Annotated in this window: 14 protein-coding genes; 7 read left to right on the top strand and 7 right to left on the bottom strand. The window is 55.5% G+C overall.

Going from position 1 to position 14,637, the window contains the following annotated elements; translation table 11 throughout:
- Window positions 1-49: 49 nt before the first annotated feature.
- Entirely contained in the window at window positions 50-1,237 is a 1,188-nt protein-coding gene (locus tag RBB76_RS09690) for a DUF711 family protein (RefSeq protein ID WP_433963566.1), read from the bottom strand.
- A gap of 119 nt (window positions 1,238-1,356) precedes the next feature.
- Window positions 1,357-2,241, bottom strand: coding sequence for a CPBP family intramembrane glutamic endopeptidase (locus RBB76_RS09685; RefSeq protein WP_429634599.1), 885 nt, complete (start codon window positions 2,239-2,241; stop codon window positions 1,357-1,359).
- Between the two features lie 95 nt (window positions 2,242-2,336).
- On the opposite strand from RBB76_RS09685, the gene RBB76_RS09680 reads away from it, so the two are divergent.
- Both RBB76_RS09680 and RBB76_RS09675 read left to right on the top strand, forming a co-directional pair.
- The gene (locus RBB76_RS09680; protein ID WP_429634600.1) at window positions 2,337-2,975 is read left to right on the top strand and encodes a TetR/AcrR family transcriptional regulator; all 639 of its coding nucleotides are present in this window, start codon (window positions 2,337-2,339) and stop codon (window positions 2,973-2,975) included.
- Window positions 2,976-3,018: 43 nt separating this feature from the next.
- Window positions 3,019-4,077: a CPBP family intramembrane glutamic endopeptidase gene (locus RBB76_RS09675; RefSeq protein ID WP_429634601.1), complete on the top strand. Its 1,059-nt coding sequence runs from the start codon at window positions 3,019-3,021 to the stop codon at window positions 4,075-4,077.
- A gap of 221 nt (window positions 4,078-4,298) precedes the next feature.
- On the opposite strand, the gene RBB76_RS09670 is transcribed toward RBB76_RS09675, so the two are convergent.
- Complete coding sequence (locus RBB76_RS09670; RefSeq protein WP_429634602.1) at window positions 4,299-4,910, bottom strand: TetR/AcrR family transcriptional regulator; 612 nt, start codon at window positions 4,908-4,910, stop codon at window positions 4,299-4,301.
- 141 nt (window positions 4,911-5,051) lie between these two features.
- On the opposite strand from RBB76_RS09670, the gene RBB76_RS09665 reads away from it, so the two are divergent.
- The 4 genes from RBB76_RS09665 (at window position 5,052) to RBB76_RS09650 (ending at window position 8,273) form a co-directional block, all read left to right on the top strand.
- On the top strand, window positions 5,052-6,011 hold the full coding sequence (locus RBB76_RS09665) for an SDR family NAD(P)-dependent oxidoreductase (protein ID WP_429634603.1): 960 nt from the start codon (window positions 5,052-5,054) through the stop codon (window positions 6,009-6,011).
- Between the two features lie 185 nt (window positions 6,012-6,196).
- A complete protein-coding gene (locus tag RBB76_RS09660; RefSeq protein WP_429634604.1) occupies window positions 6,197-6,946 on the top strand; it encodes an SDR family oxidoreductase in 750 nt (249 codons plus the stop codon).
- Between the two features lie 60 nt (window positions 6,947-7,006).
- The gene (locus RBB76_RS09655) at window positions 7,007-7,798 is read left to right on the top strand and encodes an SDR family NAD(P)-dependent oxidoreductase (protein ID WP_429634605.1); all 792 of its coding nucleotides are present in this window, start codon (window positions 7,007-7,009) and stop codon (window positions 7,796-7,798) included.
- A gap of 43 nt (window positions 7,799-7,841) precedes the next feature.
- Window positions 7,842-8,273 (top strand): VOC family protein, encoded by a 432-nt coding sequence (locus RBB76_RS09650; protein ID WP_429634606.1) that lies wholly within the window; start codon window positions 7,842-7,844, stop codon window positions 8,271-8,273.
- Here the strand turns inward: RBB76_RS09650 and tcmP are convergent.
- The 4 genes from tcmP to RBB76_RS09630 all read right to left on the bottom strand — a co-directional run bounded on the left by tcmP (window position 8,169) and on the right by RBB76_RS09630 (window position 13,446).
- Entirely contained in the window at window positions 8,169-8,576 is a 408-nt protein-coding gene (gene tcmP / locus RBB76_RS09645; RefSeq protein WP_433963565.1) for a three-Cys-motif partner protein TcmP, read from the bottom strand. The two genes, RBB76_RS09650 and tcmP, sit on opposite strands and share 105 nt — an antisense overlap.
- 504 nt (window positions 8,577-9,080) lie before the next feature.
- A complete protein-coding gene (locus RBB76_RS09640; protein WP_429634608.1) occupies window positions 9,081-11,333 on the bottom strand; it encodes a CocE/NonD family hydrolase in 2,253 nt (750 codons plus the stop codon).
- The gene (locus RBB76_RS09635; protein WP_429634609.1) at window positions 11,330-12,805 is read right to left on the bottom strand and encodes an FAD-binding oxidoreductase; all 1,476 of its coding nucleotides are present in this window, start codon (window positions 12,803-12,805) and stop codon (window positions 11,330-11,332) included. Before RBB76_RS09635 ends, RBB76_RS09640 begins: the two co-directional genes overlap by 4 nt.
- The gene (locus RBB76_RS09630) at window positions 12,802-13,446 is read right to left on the bottom strand and encodes a DUF6962 family protein (RefSeq protein ID WP_429634610.1); all 645 of its coding nucleotides are present in this window, start codon (window positions 13,444-13,446) and stop codon (window positions 12,802-12,804) included. Before RBB76_RS09630 ends, RBB76_RS09635 begins: the two co-directional genes overlap by 4 nt.
- Window positions 13,447-13,914: 468 nt before the next feature.
- Here RBB76_RS09630 and RBB76_RS09625 point away from each other — a divergent pair, with 468 nt between their 5' ends.
- Entirely contained in the window at window positions 13,915-14,580 is a 666-nt protein-coding gene (locus RBB76_RS09625) for a hypothetical protein (protein ID WP_433963544.1), read from the top strand.
- Window positions 14,581-14,637: the final 57 nt, after the last annotated feature.

Here is a 14,637-nt window from a genome sequence, read left to right as displayed (position 1 = left end):
TGAGGACGTGTCGTGGTGAGCAATCCGGAGCGTTGTCTCGCTAGTGGTGTTATGGCAATGGGTGAATCATCGTATTGAAGAGGTACGGAGACTTAAAGTCAGTCTGGTCGCCTGGCTTCTTATTTGGGATCGGCTGCAGCCGTGCCGATAATGGCTTGTTCCATTTCGTGGCGAGCGACGCGACATCGGCGTACATTCTGTCCATTTGCTCAATCGTTACATCGCCGGGAAGTGGAATCGTATCGAGGCCGGTACCGCATACTGAGGAGTACGCAAGCAGCGAGTCAATGTTGAAGGCCGATTCTGCCCACCGCTTTGCCATTACTTTGTCTTCTAATACGGGCACCATCAGACCTGAATAGCCAATCTGTTTTACCGGTACCGCCTTGACCGCAGCTGTGATGATGCGGGCCGCGGTAAGCGTTCCGCTGGAACCGAACTTCGCACCGGTGAAGTCTTCAATGGCGGCTGCGATAGAAACATCTCCCAGCGGCGCTGGGGTGGGGTCGAGTCCTCCGTAAGTCCACCCAGTTTCCTGAGCGACCTTGTTACCGATGGTGTCTGCTACTTTCGCGTGTGTGGTGAGCGCAGCCGTAAGGTCGGCCGTTGCTGCGGCGGCGTTTCCCTTGTCCTTTGTGAAGACTTCGGCAACTACATTTGCGCCTTCAAACCCGATGGCGAATTGTCGCCCCGCACCGGTGTGGTATGAGCCAGGGAAGAAAGGTGACAACGGCTTGAGCATAGCGGTAGCTGTGAAATTAAACGTTCCCTGGCTTCTTGGGCTATGCTCCGCGACGTATTTCACCAGTTCCGAGGTGCGATGAATCGTCTTCCAATGAATGCCCGCTTCGTCGGCAATGATGGCGCTGGCCTCGATGTTCGGCAAGGTAGAGAGGGCAAGTTCCAGCAAATGCATGGTCGCAGGATCGTCGGTGTCATGCATCATGGCGGGTCCGACATTCAGGAGAAAATCCTCTTTGACGGAAAGATGGTCGAGCAAGGCCAGATACGCGAGTGCCTGCTCATTGGACATGCCGGCAACCAGCTCGCCCAGCGGTTGGGTGGTCAAGCGAAGCGTTTCCACTTGGTAGCCCTCGGCTATGAATTCGCGCTTTGCCGTGCGCAAGACAACGAGAGCATCAGCAATTTGCTTTTGGTATGTACCCGGGTCAATTCTGACGAATCCAGTAACGGTCCTAACCTTCGGTTTGCTTTGCGCAACCAATGGAACGGACATTAGCAGTAGTGCGGTAAGGGCTATGAGTTTCATTTTATGTCTCCGAATAGGGAAAGAGTGGGAAGGTTGCCAGAATTGGACGGACATTTTGTTCCAAACTACAGGGCACAAGGCTGACGCTAAGCTGCACTCCCAGGCTGCGGTCTCGCTCGCCCCCACCAGGCCCACATGACGAGGCACACAATACAAAGTAGAGGGAACAGGAACAGGCTTCCTTCCGGTCCCACAACGCCTCCGCTCCAGAGTGGATTACCTTGCGGGTGCTCACGCAGCAGGAAGTCGCGGACCCGTATCGCACTGTCTGGTGTTCCATACAAGAAGGATTGTCCCCAGTCCCAACTGGCGTGGAATCCGATCGCCCACCAGAGTGATTTCGTATACCAAAGACTCAGGCTGAACGCGAGACTTGCGCCGCCCGTGGAAAGTAGGCCGACCGCAGATTCGTCCGCATTATGCACATGCCAAAGCATAAACGCGCCGGAGACCATCAGCGCCGCCCACCAGAAGCCGACGCCGCGAGCCAGAGTATGTTGCAGAAAGCCACGGAATAGCGATTCTTCTAGAACTCCAATCATCAGGAAGACCGCTGCCCATGCCAGACCATAGATAACAACATCCCTTCCGTGCAGCTCGACCCCATCGAAAACCAGATGGCCTGTGGACCACATGCAGCCAATCAGCACGGTTAGCGAGGCCAGCCCACACACAGCTCCGGTCCCCAGTCGCATCAATGCTTTGCTGGGCGCATATCCATAGGAGGCGAACCATCTCTTCATGATTGTTGCGATTACCCAGGTGGAACTAAGAATTACGGCGAGTTCCGATGCTTCCCGTACCAAACCTACTCCAACCGGCACGGGCGAACTCACGCGTAGAGCAGGGATGCGATCTAGAAGATGATTGACTAGCATGTCGAGCGATAAATACAGAGCCAGGAACAAGCCAACGCCCCAACCGGCTCGCAGCCCGTCTCGCCCTACAAATACTTTTTGCCATCCAGACATGATCCCTACCTCTTCACTCAAACCTCGAATGCGTTCGCGACAAGTATTGCAAGCTAGCCTGCGTTTCTGTACAGTGTACATAAATGGCGCGCCCTTTGAGTACGAATAAGAAAACTATTGTTGCGGCGGCGCTGGATCTGCTTGCGCAGAACGGTCTGCGTGGAATGTCGATTCGGTCTGTTGCGAGAGCCCTCGGGCTTGCCCCCAATGCAATGTACAGCTATTTCGTTGACAGAGAGCAATTGGAAGCAGCGGTTGCGGCTGAGGTCGCGGCCAGGCTGCATATCCTGCTTCTGGAAGCGTGCGCACGAAAGACATCCGAAGCATCAATACGTTCTCTCGCGGAAGCTTATTTGCATTTCGCCAAGGAGCAGCATTTGCTCTACGAGGCACTTGTCGTTCCCCGGCCTGCGTCGGGAGAGGACGCGATTGCGCCAGAACGACTCTGGCTGTTTTTTGTCGACCAAGTCCGGCGAATGACGGGGGAGGCCAAATCGCAGGAGGCTGCCGTGGCATTATGGGCGTTCCTGCACGGGATCGCTGCACTGCAATCTGCACAGGCATTCAACAAAGAAAAACCGGTCAGCAGTTTCGAGTTTGGTCTGTCTGCATGGATTGAAGCGGCGAAAAGAGTGCGGCCTGTCGATCCTACGTCCAGTAGAACCGAAACTCCTCGGCTCAAAGTTGCACTTCGCAGCCACAAGGTCTCGAGAAAAACACTTGAGATGTCTTGAGCGCGGCATCACCAGCAGCAGTTCCCAATGATAAGGAGACCCCTTGGACAACCCGAACTTCACGCAGCCCGCCCCCTCCGGTCTGCCTGATAACATCCTCTCCGCGCCGACCCCTCAAGACCCTCACGAGCCGCGTATCTTCCACCGCATCTTCTTCGGAGACGAGGGCCTCCGTGCCGGCTGGGGCATTCTCCTCTTCGTTCTTCTATGCTTTGGCTCGAATTACACCATCAGCCGCCTCCATCTGCTTCCAGCGCAGCCTCAGACCAATCTTGCGCAGTCTTCGCCGGAGCTGGCACCCGTACCCTCCGTCATCAGCGAAGGCGTTATGCTCTTGCTGGTCTCGCTCGCCACGCTGATCCTCTCCCGCATCGAGCGCCGTCCCGTCACCGTCTACGGTCTGGGCGGTTCAGGACGCCTGCGGCTCTTCCTTCACGGGCTCTTCTGGGGTCTCGTCCTGCTCTCCGTGCTCGTGCTTGTCCTCTGGAAAGCCCATCTGCTCATATTTGATCGCGAATTCCTCGCGCCCTTCGCGATCTTCCGCTACGCGGCTGTCTGGGCCTTCGGCTTCCTCATCGTTGCGCTCTTTGAAGAAACCTTCCTCCGCGGATATCTGCAGTTCACCCTCACTCGCGGCCTCTCCGGCCTATACCGCCTCTTCACCACCCCTAAGCGAGCTGGCGCCTTCGGCTACTGGACCGCTGGCTTCGTCTTATGCTCCGTATTCGCCTTCGGCCATGGCAACAACCCCGGCGAGAGCCCGTTCGGCCTGTTCGCCGTGGGTCTCTTCGGCCTCACCTTCATCTTCAGCCTCTGGCGGACGGGCTCACTCTGGTGGGCCATCGGCGCCCACACCTCGTGGAACTGGGCCCAATCTTTTCTCTACGGTGTCGGCGACAGCGGCAACATGATCCGCTATCACCTGCTCGCCTCCCATCCCATCGGGCAGCCTCTGCTCTCCGGCGGCACCACTGGCCCCGAAGGCAGCATCTTCGTGCTTCCTACTCTCGCTCTCCTCGTGGCGGCTACTTTCTTCGCCGTTCCCCGCACTCAGCGCTGGTATCCAGCCAACCCCGCTTCCGCGGCCACGAAGATTGACTAGCCGACCCTTTTCCAGTAGTTTGCGCCGGAAATAGGCGAAGCCCTCAGCGAGATGTCATGCACGACGGTTGGGGATTCCCTCGAGTGCCAAGCCTTCGGCAACTACAATTCTCAGTTGTTGCCATCAGGCCAACGCGCGTTTCCAGCACCGAAGAGCCTCGAATCATGCATTGACGATTTGTCTTCAATCCAGAGCCGCTCCTTCCGAGAAGTGCGGTAGATTCACTTGCCAAGAATCAGGGGCACATAGCTTCGGGCGTCTTGCAGCAATTGCTCTCGCGCAATGCCGGCCCTGGCGCGAAGCTGCAAACCCTGCATCAAGTCAACGAGCGCACGGCCTCGCACCTTGGCAGAGGGTGTGCGAGTCAGGTGTCCCGCCTTCATCTCCTTCTCGAACCGTTTCGCGAAAATATCAGCGGTTGCGGTAAGGCCCTCCGCGGCATACGAACGGATCTCGGCTACTCGCTCCGAGTTTCCCAGCACCGCGGCGGCCATCATGCAGCCGCCGCAAGCCTCATCCGACGCGGTGTTGACGGTAGCCTCGCAAAAGGCGGTCACAGCCTTGTGGATGTCCGGCTCCGCTTGGAAAGCTGCCATTCTGGGAACTCCAGACGTTATTGCATAGCGCTCGACCGCCCTAAGCAGCAGGGTGGACTTGTCTCCGAAGGCTCGGTACAGCGCGGGTTTGGTGACGTTCACGGCCCGGGCGATCCGCTCTACATCAACTCCTTCATACCCATGCTCCCAAAACATCTCAACGGCACGGTCGAGTGCTTCGTCGGGGATAAAGCCCTTTGGACGTCCCGGGGGGCGCTTCGCAATATTAGTTACCATCGCGTACGAAACTCCTTGCGTTGCATCTGTTGTTATCGTACTCTCGCGTATGTAATGCCGCAAGACAGATAAACACAGGAAACAACATGGATAGGTCCAAAGGAAAAACAGCAGGACCTTCACATTCACCACGGAGACACCATGGAACATTCGATCGCTCTAGTCACCGGCGCCACGTCCGGGCTCGGTTATGCGGCAGCCCGCGCTCTTGCCGGAGAGGGCTGGCGCGAGATCATCGTAACCGGGCGCAGCCTGGCTCGGGCCCAAGAAACGGCCACTCAGCTCGCGGATGAGACCAAAGTGCAGGTCTTCACGCCGCAGGAGCTGGAGCTGGACACGCCGTCCAGCATTCAGTCCGCGCTCACCGAGGTCGTCAAGCGAGGTCGGCCGGTCGATTTCCTACTGCTCAATGCAGGGTTGATCCCAGGTAAGAAGCGCGTGCTCACTGCGGCGGGCATCGAGGCGACTCAGGCCCCGCTCATCGGCCATCATCAACTGACTCTCGGGTTGCTCCGCGCCAACCTGCTTTCCGCCAACGCGCGGATTGTTATCGCCGGCTCGGAAGCTGCCCGAGGGGACGTACCCTTGTTCAGCTACACCGACGTGGCGGCCCTTGCGGCCACGAGATACCAGGGTGACCGAAGCGCTGCGGTGGAAGTTCTGTTGCGTAGCGGGCCGAACGTGAAGTACCAGGCCAACCGGGCGTACGCCGACGCGAAGATCGTCGTCGCTTGGTGGGTAGCGGCGCTGGCGCGCCGCCTACCCCCCGGCATGGCCGTATACGCCGTCTCGCCGGGCAGCACGCCCGACACCAAGGGAATGCGAAACGCTGGCCCAGCCTTGAAGTGGCTGATGGTTCCGCTGGTGAAGCTTATCCCCGGCATGTCCCACACTCCTGAGACCGCAGCCCATCGATACCTCCAGGCATCGGCGTTCGGAACCGATGTTTCGGGGCAGTTCTTCGCCTCGGCACCCAAGAAGCTCACCGGCCCAATTGAGGCGATGCGCCAGCCGCATTTCCACGACCGCGCCAACCAGGAGGCCGCGTGGCAAGCCATCGTCAAGGTCTCTGGCGTCGATTTCTCTCCTGCAGCAACTTGAGAGCAGTGTCCTGAAGGAGCGCCGGTCGCGGTCAATTGCTTCGTCGGGAATACAACCTTTTGGGCGTCCTCAGGCGCGCTTCGCAATATTAGTTACCGTTGCGTACGAAACTCCTTGCATTGTCGCTGCGAGTATCGTACTCTCGCGTATGTAATGCCTTAAGACAAATAAGCACAGGAGACAACATGGATCGGTTCAAAGGAAAAACAGCAGTTATCACAGGCGGAACCACCGGCATCGGCTTGGCGACTGCCAAATTATTCATCAACGAAGGTGCCCGCGTGATCGTGACTGGGCGCACCCCTGCAACAATCAAGTCGGCTCAGGCTGAGCTTGGCGATAACGCTATCGTAGTCCGCAGCGACGCGACCTCGTTTCCCGATATGGATGCCTTAGCGGCGAAGGTCAAGGAGACGTTCGGCAAGCTCGATGTGCTGTTCGTCAACGCGGGATACGGTCAATTTATCCCATTTGAGTCGGTGACGGAGGAAGTCTACGACGAGATGCTCAACCTGAACGCGAAGGGACCGTATTTTATCACCCAAAAACTGGTGCCGCTCATGCCGGAAGGAAGTTCGGTGGTCTTTACAACTTCGATGGCCAACGTGAAAGCAGTGGGGCCATTGAGCGCTTACGGCGCCGCTAAAGCAGCGCTTCGTTCCATTACTCGGAGTCTTGCTAGTGAGCTGTCCCCCCGTGGAATTCGTGTTAATGCGGTGAGCCCGGGTCCAATTGAAGCGACGGACATACTCCAGAAGGTGGGAATGCCCAAGGAGGCGTCAGATCAGGTCTACGTTCAGATGGCCCAAGCCGTTCCGATGAAGCGTCTCGGCCAGCCAGAGGAACTTGCCAAAGCCGTGGCATTCCTGGCGATTGATGCAACCTACACGACGGGAATCGAGCTTCCGGTAGACGGAGGATGGTCTCAACTCTAGTTGTGGGCCGTCCGGGAAGATGAGCTGCGGGGACAAACCAAACTGCATATGGAGAAAGTCATGAAGCAAAATCAACATGCATTAGGAAACAAACTCGTCGTAGTTGCGGGCGGAGCTGGTGAAATCGGAGAACGAATTACGCGAATGTTTTTGCAACAGGGCGCACGAGTCCTTGTTCCTTCGCGTTCCGAAGAGAAATTGAAAGCCTTGGGCGCTTCTCTTAAGGATATCTCCACTGGTGAACTCATTCCGTTGGAAACTGACGTTAGCACCCCTCAAGGTCTGAAAACTCTTTCTGCCGCCATAGAAAAAGAAGGTGTTTTGCGAGCGGCCGTAAGTTCAGTGGGAACATTTTGGCAGGGCCCCAGCTCCTTGGAAGTCCCGGTAGATGAAGTTCATCGAGTCTTTGAGGGAACGTTTTTTCCTTATGTTGGTTTGACCCAAGCGCTAATTCCAGCATTAGGTCCTGACACCCATTTCGTTAAATTGAATGGCATCCTTTCATTGCAGGCAGTTCCTAACGTTTCGGCCTTCGGTGTATCAGCGACGGCCCAAATGGCCTGGACGAGATTTCTCATCGCAGAAGCTACCGAATCAACCCCCTGGATTACTGAATTGGTCATTGATTCTCTCGTGCGGACACGCTCTTCGCAGACTTTGCCCAAGGAATACATTTCCGGTGATGACATCGCGCACGAAATACTCCGCATTGTTACCGAAGAAAACAAGCACCAGATTGCGACGATTGGAAAAGGCCCTGGCGACGCCGAAGTTGAATTTGTGCCGCTGGGGAGCCAAGCGTCAGAAAACAATGTGAAGCGGTTATTCGGGAGTTTCCAAGCGACGGGTTAGCCGTCGCATGATGCGCGACCGCGCGCGATTTGCAAGGAGAGAAATGGCAGATACTACCTACGAAATTTTTCCCAGTACGGGCTTCGCCGTGACGCTCTTTCTCGTCTCGGCGGACATAAAGAAGTCGTTGGACTTCTACTCGCGAATCCTCGGCGGGAAAGTCGTCATGGACGGCGAGAACGGTACGCCCGGCATCGTCCAGCTAGAGAATACGTGGGTCGTCATCAATGTCGGCGGCGCCCCGACCGACGACAAGCCGAACGTGTACCTCGCGCCTCCGAAGGATGGCGGGGCTGTCAGCGGCTTCATGAACATCTGCGCTGTCAGCAGCTTCCCTCACTTCGTGAAACGGCTAAGTCACAAGACATCTTTAAACTCTGGTAATCGACGGTCCCTTGCGCCAGTCACGCTCCTTGCACCATTGGCGAAGAATGACGTTTGCATCATCGTTCCTCAGCTCACAACGCTCAAGTAGCTTCGGAAAATCCTTCCTGATGCAGTCTTTGAGCTCTCCAGCCCGAATTGCGGACTGCTCTATGAACAGGTACTTATCGAAAGGATTTGACAGCCCGAGTGCGATTCGAGCGCTTCCATCCCTGTACTGTGAGGTATCGGCATCTTCATAGACTTCAGCAAACATGCCTAGATCTTGTGATCGAGATTCTGTGGGAGTACGTGAGCCAGTCCCAGCGAAAGCATCTACATACCAGGTCGTGAAGTAACTTGGCTTCAAGTTCTTAGTGAAAATCTGCTGGTAAGCAGCCAGATACTTACGCAAGAGATCCAGCTTGATATCTGTCCAGCTTCCTCCGAAGACGCGATCGACCAAGTGTTTGTCCTTTTGCTCAGCGTATCCCTAGACGTAGGACGATAACACGCTAAGGGTTGCTCGAGACCCGAAGATAGAACGCATTCCATTGTCAGTAAACATAAGGGATTCTCCTTCCCTTTCGGGGAACTGCCCCCAGGTTCAGGAAGCTTTCATCAATCAAGTAGGTTTCGATAGTCGGAACCATCGACAGCAAAGTATCCGTAATTCTTTTGGATAGTCTTCCGTTTATGTGGAATGGAAACGCAAGGAGAATCGAAGAAACAAAAACTCAGGACCATGTGGCATCGCACTCAAGTCGATCTTCCCCTCGAAGATTGCCACTGTCGCTTTGGTAATGAAGTCGCAAAACTCGATTTGGACAACGTTCTCTTGCATCCATTCGCACGTCTGTCGAACGAAGATCGAGAATCGGGATCTGCCGGAAACGTTTCTGATCAGACGTACAGGAATTTAGTGTGACGGAATGATAGGCAGCATTAGATAAGACGGATGCGAAGAATCGTGCATGGCAGTCTGACGCGCGGTCTGGGTACTCTCCACGGCCGCCGCCGGCGCACCTGTGTTTGGGTTCCGATCAAAGCGAGGAAAATTACTGCTAGAGACCTCTAATCGCAGACGATGTCCTTTAAGAAAGACCATACTTGTGGGCCATAGATCGATGTGAATCTCAGAGACGCCGGAACTGGTGGACGAGTGTGCCATCTCCGGATAAGAGTGCCTCAGAACACCATCGGAGATATTCAGGGCCAATCCGTCGCTCTGCACGTCAACCAGCTTTGCGGTGAAATCGGTGTTGAGTGCTGTCGTGGAAACATAGAGAGTAAGAGAGAGGGGACCGGTCACCTCTAGGTCATCGTCAAGCGGCGGGGTGCTGTAGACAAGGACATCGAGTCGTGTCTCGATGTCATTTTGGCGAGCAATGCCGGCTGCGGGACCGATCATTGCTCCTCCGGCGGTGGGAACGGCATGCAGCGGGTCATAAGTGTAGGTATCACTGTGCGGCGTCCCCGTGGGTACGGCAACACTTAGAGTGCCATCACCAGTTGCACTGTTGGCTCCCTTGACGCTGCCGAGATAGAAGTGGACGTAGCGGGTTCGAGCGAGTGGCCATTCATTCTCCGATCTCCATACGTTCTTGCCCATCACAAATAGCTTCACAGGCGCGATGCCTGACACTTGAACGAGGCCGGTGTTTTCATCAAACCATGGCAAACTAAGGGCAAGACTCTGGAGCCTAAAGTTTTCACCGTGTGTGCCATCGGGAAAGTAGACTTCGCTTGCATGCGTCCAGGGACCGATGATGATGCGGCTACGAGTAGCGACCTTGGATTGCGGTGAACGGCGGATTGTCTGAAAGTCATTAAGCTGCGTCGGAAGGAATGGATCGTACCATCCGGCCATTAAGAGGACGGGGGCTTGTAAAGAATGGGCTCGATCATGGCCGTCGATCTCGGCCCAGAGTTCATCACGTTCGGGATGATCAGCCCAACCCTTAAAAAAGGGTATGTCTTGACCTGTGGCGCGGTGGTCGGCATCACGCATGGGAAACTCGTCTGATGCTTTGCGGACTTCCTCTGCCGATGGCCAGTCAGGATGATCTCGCAAACCGTGACTTCGAATGGCCCAGCTCAGGGCGCTGTCGAGCGAGAAAGCTCCTCCTGGATAGAACATGCCATAGAAATCGGTGCTAGCGAAGTAGACCTGCATAGCGATTGGGCCGGGATTGATCTGGTCAGCAATTGCCCACTCGGTTTGACCGAAAGCGGAGCCTCCCCAGGTGAGAATGCGGCCGTCGTACCAGGGCTGGCTGGCAATCCATTTCAGAGTGTCGATGCCGTCCTGACGTTCGCCATGCAGAGGATAGAAGGAGCCGCCGGAACTGAAGCGGCCGCGAGTTCCCTCAATGATGGCGGTATAGCCCCGTTCAGCCCACATTTTGCCGATCGTGCTGGCGAAGAGCGAGTTCTTGAGGTCACGGGTGAGCGGAATGCGGACGAGGATTGTCGGACTGTGGGCGGTGTGCTGGGGATGGTAGATGTCGGCGACGAGACGAACTCCATCACTGGTAAAGATAGCGACATTTTTCTGCTCACGTGCGGCGTATTGCGAGCGGCGAAGGCCGAGCCTGTGAGCAAGGAGTGAGGGAGTCATTTGGAAAATCGCCCATGCCACGATGCAGAGGATCGCGGCCAAAGCTCCGATGAAATGGAATGTACGGCGGAGCGCACTGGGCGCAGGAGACTGCGGAGTTGTGCGCCAGTGAAAGCTGCCGAGCACGAGAATGAAAGACGAGAGAACCCAATGAAAGAAGATGGGAATGCAACCACCGGTCCAGCGTTCATGAGGGTAGAGGCTCATGCGCATGATGTAACGGAGGATCATTACGGTCAGGTACAGTGCTCCAAATATGAGCAGGCCGGTGCCGAGGCGTCTTCTGGGGTTGAAGAAGTAGCCGCTACCTCGATGGAAGTCGAGGCAGATTTTTCCATAGAGCAGGATGATGAGGATCTGGCTGGCAAGCAATCCGGGGTAGGGCACAAGGCCGGACATCCACTCGTCCATGGCCGGGAGCCACAATACGTGGAATGTCGCCACCAGAAATTGACCGAGAACACGTAGGCAAAACAAGAACAGGAGGGCGCACAGAATGGTCAGGTATCGCCGCTGGAGAGCGGCCGGCGGCGAGAATGAGGCTTCAGTCAAAGGGCGTCCTCGAACATGGCCCGATAGTGACGGTACCAGTCGCTTTGAAAGTGCTCTTCGGGATCGTACTTCCGTTTGAGCGAAAGAAACTCGGCAAAGTTGGGATAACAGGCGAGGACCTGCTCCCGGCGAGCGTACCGGTGATAGGTAAGGAAATAGCTGCCGTCGCGCTTGGCGGCCATGTCGATTAGGCGACGGAAGGCTTCGGCCGAGTGCTCGATGCCTTCGGGAGAGTGGACGGTGTGCAGGTTGAAGATGGTGCAGGCGTAACTTTGTCTGGCCCAAGGCAGAAAGCTTTCATCATCCCTTTCGATCAGCCTGACGGTACCGTAGATGAGGTTTACGTCGTTTTTGCTGAAGTCATCGCGGGCCTCAGCTAGAAAGGACTCGAGTTGCTCTCGGGGAACATTGATCTCGGTAATGATCTCGCTGGCCGGTGTGCTTGCGTTCCCAATCCGATCAATCTCGTGATGATAGTTTTCGGGATAGAAGCTCATCTGGTGCGTGTCCGACCAGTAGAGCTGTCCATCAGTCGAGCGATAGTAGTCGGCGTAACCTCGAAAGGCTTCCTTCTTATTACTGTGGGCGAGATAAAGCAGAGTTCGCCAGCCCTCGTCGGACAAACCCTTCTCGGGAGGGATGGGGATTGCTTGGTCGACGAGGCGATAGCAGGAGAATACGCCCTTGTTGAGAAAGTCATCCGAGGCCGGATCTATGGCGAATTGGAAGTCTCCATAGAGAAAGCCTTCGCTGATGCGTTGGTCGAAAGCGGCCATAAGGCCGGATAACCTACGGATCTCGACCACGCGCTGAATCTTCTGTCGAGGAACAAGACGGAGCGTGGCAGTTGCGATTACGCCGAACAGGCCATAACCGCCGATGGCGAGGCGGAAGAGCTCGGCGTTCTCTTCGCGGCTGCAAACGAGTAGAGTTCCTTTTGCGTCAACGAGTGTGAAGGACTCCACGTTGCTGATGAAGGGCTGCATGGTCAACCCTCGACCATGACCGTTTGCCGCGAGGGTTCCCCCGATGCTGATACTGTCCGCACCGGTCTGCTTCTGTGCGAAGCCCCATTGGGTTGGAAAATCTTGCTGAAGACGTAAATAGGTCTCCGTGAACTGTGGCCAAAACGCTCCCGCTTGAACCTCTGCGAGCCCGGTTTTTTGATCGAAGCTGATCACCTGGTTGAGATCTGTCATATCGATCAGGACCATGCCAGTGCCAAATGGCTGGCCGCCCATGGAATGACGTGCTCCTGCGATCGACACCGGTTTGCCGGCAGCTTTCGCCTTGCTAACCGCTTCTTGAAGCTCCAGGACGGTGCGGGGCTTGACGATGCTGTCTACGAGCGTGCGGTTGAGTTGGGAATGGATGTCATTGACGGCTAACGAGTCATCCGAACCGGTATATGCAGCATGAGAGCTTAGGGAGGATGCTTCCGTTACCGTACTGAACTCGCGAACAAAAGTCACCTGGTGTACTCCTCCAATCGAATGCTCTCTTGTGCCGCAATGAAGATCATCCAGAGAGCAAGGGCCTGGAGAACGTGATAAACGGCATTGTGGTTGCAGAAACGAGAATGCAGTGCCCACTTAAGCTGTTGCGCGCCCGCAGCGGCAATCATGACGCAGACACCCCAAAATCCTACCAGTAGGGCCGACTTTCCAGACCTCAAGTGGACGATCAGGAAGGCACTCGCGAGAAAGATCAATGAGGGAAGATAGTTAAGAACGGCGAGTCGGAAGTCGCTTCGTATAAACAGAATGATGACGGTGTAGGCAAGAAAAACAAGGACACTCGCAATATCAATCAGTCGAATGGCTGTGGAGGAAAACAACAGGGCTGCGCTAATGTGGATCCCTGCAAAAGCGGTGATGCCCACACAGAAGAGAGTGAATGGCCACAGGACGCGGTGGCCGAAGGATTTCTCGTCGGCGAAGAAGCCGTGGACGGTTCCGCCCGCAGTGGCGGCGACGGCAATCGACAAAAAGAAGATTATGAACGCAGTAGCCAGCTGCGAGATCGGGGATCGGGCAGGGATAAAAAGGTATGTAAAGCAGGCACATTCGGCCGTGACAGCGTAGTCGGTGAGGGTGACATCCACTTCCGTCATCGTAATCAGAATAGCTTAGCCGCTTAGGAGACCTTCCCGAGAGTCACGTTTCGGCAAATTCACGGTTGTACTACTGATCTTCCGCTGATTTGAATAGGCGTTCGTCCATCAAGACAGGGTACGGAATTTCAAACACAAACGCCCTTAAAGAGGATGGGCAAAAAGCATCAATGAGGCGCTCCAGCATTCGAAGCCGAACCAAATTAACGGCCGCTAAGGCGACCGTTTTTTATGACGATCCCATTACAATGTAGAGATCGCTTCTCCTGAGTTAGTTGTTCGAGTGTGCCTTCATCCAAGTCATGGACCTATGCTGTGAAGACGATGATGACGAAGACGGCGACTGGTTATCGCATTACGTTTGAGAAGCATGACACTGTTCTATGGACCAATTTGGGCCGGGGCTTTGCGCGGTTGGTATCCGGAATATGGGCTCCCTTCTCGATGTTTCCGCTCTCCGCGTCAGGGATGAAGCGCTATAGGTTTACGCTGAGTCTTTATCAACTAGCGCATCGATATCTCGATGAAACTATCCGCTGCAACGACAATGAGGCCTACTTCGCAGGGGGTATCGTTGGGTGCTCGATGGTCGAGACAATTTTGATGCTGGCCTGTGTCCGCGATCGGGATGTAGTTCTTCAGACTCAAGCCTGGAAAGCTTTTGCAAAGAAGGAAAGAAGGCGGGGACAGTCGTTTTCCGAGCTGATCCCTTGGATCGACTTTGGAAAACTGATCATCATCGGTAAGGAGCTGGGTTGGTTTAGCGCTCATAGGGAAACGACGGAAAACTTCCTTGCGGCCTACGCCCCGAGCACCGACGTCGACGATGTGCTCAAAGAGTGTCCTGAAATGGTGATGTCGCCACTAGACGCTGTGACCCGCGTCCACGAATTACGGAATTTCCTGCACCCTGGTAAGTGTCTTCGTCAGAACACGAAAATTGACGAGAAGATGGCGAAGCTCACCGTCGGCTTGGTTTACATCAGCCTCATGGGCGTGCTCGACTACTACCAAGGAGATCCCGTCGATTACATCGATTTAGAAATTCCGGTGGCGATCCGCAACACCTTGAGGTGGACCGAACAGCTAGAGTCTTCGGCCCCAGAGCTTACCTTGGCAGCGTCGAGCGATTGAAGGGCCAGACCGAGAAGGCAGTGGCCGGGTTACCGATTCAATATGATCATGGTTATG

Source organism: Tunturiibacter psychrotolerans, assembly GCF_051013365.1.
Lineage (GTDB): Bacteria > Acidobacteriota > Terriglobia > Terriglobales > Acidobacteriaceae > Edaphobacter > Edaphobacter psychrotolerans_A.
This window is presented reverse-complemented; position numbering and strand designations above follow the sequence as displayed.

Coding starts and splice junctions, on each gene's coding strand:
- RBB76_RS09625 (WP_433963544.1), top strand. CDS start 13,915: ATGAAGCGCTATAGGTTTACGCTGAGTCTTTATCAACTAGCGCATCGA.
- RBB76_RS09660 (WP_429634604.1), top strand. CDS start 6,197: ATGGATCGGTTCAAAGGAAAAACAGCAGTTATCACAGGCGGAACCACC.
- RBB76_RS09655 (WP_429634605.1), top strand. CDS start 7,007: ATGAAGCAAAATCAACATGCATTAGGAAACAAACTCGTCGTAGTTGCG.
- RBB76_RS09665 (WP_429634603.1), top strand. CDS start 5,052: ATGGAACATTCGATCGCTCTAGTCACCGGCGCCACGTCCGGGCTCGGT.
- RBB76_RS09690 (WP_433963566.1), bottom strand. CDS start 1,237: ATGTCCGTTCCATTGGTTGCGCAAAGCAAACCGAAGGTTAGGACCGTT.
- RBB76_RS09650 (WP_429634606.1), top strand. CDS start 7,842: ATGGCAGATACTACCTACGAAATTTTTCCCAGTACGGGCTTCGCCGTG.
- RBB76_RS09670 (WP_429634602.1), bottom strand. CDS start 4,910: ATGGTAACTAATATTGCGAAGCGCCCCCCGGGACGTCCAAAGGGCTTT.
- RBB76_RS09685 (WP_429634599.1), bottom strand. CDS start 2,241: ATGTCTGGATGGCAAAAAGTATTTGTAGGGCGAGACGGGCTGCGAGCC.
- RBB76_RS09630 (WP_429634610.1), bottom strand. CDS start 13,446: ATGACGGAAGTGGATGTCACCCTCACCGACTACGCTGTCACGGCCGAA.